This is a genomic window from Streptomyces sporangiiformans, assembly GCF_005768555.2.
GTDB lineage: Bacteria > Actinomycetota > Actinomycetes > Streptomycetales > Streptomycetaceae > Streptomyces > Streptomyces sporangiiformans.
In genome coordinates this window covers 1-3,024 of the sequence record NZ_VCHX02000077.1, presented here as the reverse complement: position 1 = coordinate 3,024, position 3,024 = coordinate 1, and the positions used below count along the sequence as shown (strand labels likewise).

The following is a 3,024-nucleotide window of genomic DNA, read 5'->3' as shown; positions in this document are numbered from 1 at the left end:
GTCGTGGCTTGTGATGTGGCGGACCGGGAGTCGCTGGCGGGCCTGCTGGCCGAGCATCCGCCGACCGCCGTCGTCCACGCCGCCGGCGTCAGCCACACCCGCGCGCTGTCCGACCTCGGTGTCGAGGAGCCCGCCGCGGCTGTCGAGGCCAAGGTGGCGGGTGCCCGCAACCTGGACGAGCTGCTCGGCGAGGCCGAGTTGGACGCGTTCGTGCTGTTCTCGTCGAACGCCGGCGTGTGGGGCGGCAGCGGGCAGGGTGCGTACGCCGCCGCGAACGCCTACCTGGACGCGCTGGCGGAGGATCGCAGGGCGCGTGGTCTGACCGCGACCTCCATCGCCTGGGGTGCCTGGGCCGAGGGCGGCATGGCGTCGTCCGAGGAAGCCGAGCGTCATCTGCGGCGGCGTGGTGTGCTGCCGATGGAGCCGGACCTTGCGCTGTCGGCGTTGGTACAGGCGGTGGAGCACGACGAGACCTTCGTGGCCGTCGCCGACGTGGACTGGGCGCGCTTCGTGCCCGGCTACGTTGCTGCCCGCCCGCGCCCGCTGATCTCCGACATCCCGGAGGCGGCGAAGGCCGTGGCGGCGGAGCAGGGGGAACCAGGCGGTGCCGCGGACGACAGGTCGGAGCTGGCGGGGCGCCTGGCAGGGCTGACCGAGACCGAACAGACGCGTACGGTCCTGGAGTTGGTGCGAACGGAAGCCGCGGGCGTGCTGGGATACCCGTCGGCCGACGCCGTGGAGGCGGGCCGGGCCTTCCGCGACATGGGCTTCGACTCGCTCACCGCCGTGGAGGTCCGCAACCGGCTCAGGACCCGCACCGGGCTCAACCTGCCCGCCACCCTGGTCTTCGACTACCCGAGCCCGGCCGTCCTGGCCGAGTACCTGCGCGGGCAGGTCCTGGGAGCCGGCACGGCCGCAGCGGCTGTTGTCGACTTCGGCCTCGTTCCGCCAGGAACAGCGGCTGTCGACGAGCCGATCGCGATAGTCGGCATGGCCTGCCGCTACCCCGGTGACGTACGCACCCCGGAACAGCTGTGGCAGCTGGTGAGTTCAGGATCCGACGCGCTCTCCGCCTTCCCCGCCGACCGCGGCTGGGACCTGGAGGCGCTCGCGGGCTCCGGCCTCTCACCGGCCGGCGGATTCGTCTACGAGGCCGCCGAGTTCGACCCGGCGTTCTTCGGGATCAGCCCGCGTGAGGCGCTCGCGATGGATCCGCAGCAGCGGCTCCTGCTCGAAGTGTCGTGGGAGGTCTTCGAGCATGCGGGCATCGACCCGACATCGGTACGCGGCAGCCAGGCCGGCGTGTTCGTCGGCGCCTCGTCGCAGGGTTACGGGGCAGGCCTGTATCAGGCATCGCAGGACGCCGCCGAGGGCTATCTGACGACCGGCGACGCGGGCAGCGTCATCTCGGGGCGCCTGTCCTACGTGTTCGGGCTCGAAGGCCCGGCGGTGACGGTGGACACGGCGTGCTCGTCCTCGCTCGTCGCCCTGCACCTCGCCACGCAGGCGCTGCGCAACGGCGAGTGCTCGATGGCCCTCGCCGGAGGCGCGGCGATCATGTCGACGCCGGGTGCGTTCATGGAGTTCAGCCGGCAGGGCGGGCTGGCCGGGGATGGCCGGTGCAAGCCGTTCGCGGAGGCTGCGGACGGCACCGGCTGGGGTGAGGGTGTGGGCCTGCTGCTGGTGGAGCGGCTGTCGGACGCACTCCGTAACGGCCACGAGGTCCTCGCGGTCGTCCGTGGTTCGGCGGTGAATCAGGACGGTGCGTCGAATGGTCTGACGGCGCCGAACGGCCCCTCGCAGCAGCGAGTCATCCGGCAGGCGCTGGCCAATGCGCGGCTCGCCTCGTCCGAGGTGGATGTGGTGGAGGCGCACGGCACCGGGACGACGCTCGGTGACCCGATCGAGGCGCAGGCCCTGCTGGCCACGTACGGCCTGGAGCGGGAGACCGACGAGCCGCTGTGGCTCGGTTCGATCAAGTCGAACATCGGGCACACGCAGGCCGCCGCAGGTGTCGCGGGCATCATCAAGATGGTCATGGCGATGCGCCACGGAGAGCTGCCGAAGTCCCTGCACGTGGATGCGCCGTCCTCGCATGTCGACTGGTCGGCGGGGGCGGTCGAGCTGCTGACCGAGTCCCGGCCGTGGCCGGACGTGCACCGCCCGCGCCGCGCGGCGGTCTCGTCCTTCGGTGTGAGCGGCACGAATGTCCACACCATCCTGGAACAGTCGCCTGAGCCCAACCCCGCACCGTCGTCGGTGGTCTCCGCCCCACCGGTCGGTGGTGTGGTGCCGTGGGTGTTGTCGGCGAAGTCGGAGGCCGCGCTGAGGGTACAGGCGGTNGGTGTTGTCGGCGAAGTCGGAGGCCGCGCTGAGGGTACAGGCGGTGCGGCTGCGGTCGGGGCTGGCCGAGGACTGCTCGGCGGTTGATGTGGCGTTCTCGCTGGCGACGACGCGTGCGGCTTTGGAGCATCGCGCGGTCGTCGCGGGTGCTGACTGTGAGGACCTGCTGCATGGGTTGCGTGCGGTGGCGGAGGGTGCTCCGGCTGCGGGTGTAGTGCGGGGCGTCGCCAGGGATGACTCGGGGCAGTCGGCGGTGTTGTTCTCGGGGCAGGGCTCTCAACGGGCGGGTATGGGCCGGGAGTTGTACGAGGCGTACCCGGTGTTCGCCGATGCGTTGGATGCGGTGTGTGCCGTGTTCGACGGGGTGCTGGAGCGGCCGCTGCGTGAGGTGATGTTCGAGGGCGGGGAGTTGCTGGATCAGACCGGGTTCACGCAGCCGGGTCTGTTCGCTCTTGAGGTGGCGCTGTACCGGTTGGTGGAGAGCTGGGGTGTGCGCCCGGACTATGTGACCGGGCATTCCATCGGTGAGCTGGCGGCTGCGCATGTGGCCGGGGTGCTCTCCCTGGATGACGCGGTCACGTTGGTGGCGGCACGGGGCCGGTTGATGCAGGCGCTGCCCGCTGGTGGTGCGATGCTGGCGGTGGGTGCGGATGAGGTGACGGTGGCTCCGTATCTGGAGGG

At 71.3% G+C, this 3,024-nt stretch carries 1 protein-coding gene and 1 pseudogene; both read left to right on the top strand.

The window, feature by feature from the left end:
• Window positions 1-2,342: pseudogene (locus tag FGD71_RS07675) on the top strand (type I polyketide synthase); the annotation flags it as partial.
• A gap of 2 nt (window positions 2,343-2,344) precedes the next feature.
• A partial coding sequence (locus tag FGD71_RS48525) for an acyltransferase domain-containing protein (protein ID WP_425329661.1) occupies window positions 2,345-3,024 on the top strand: 680 nt, incomplete at its 3' end.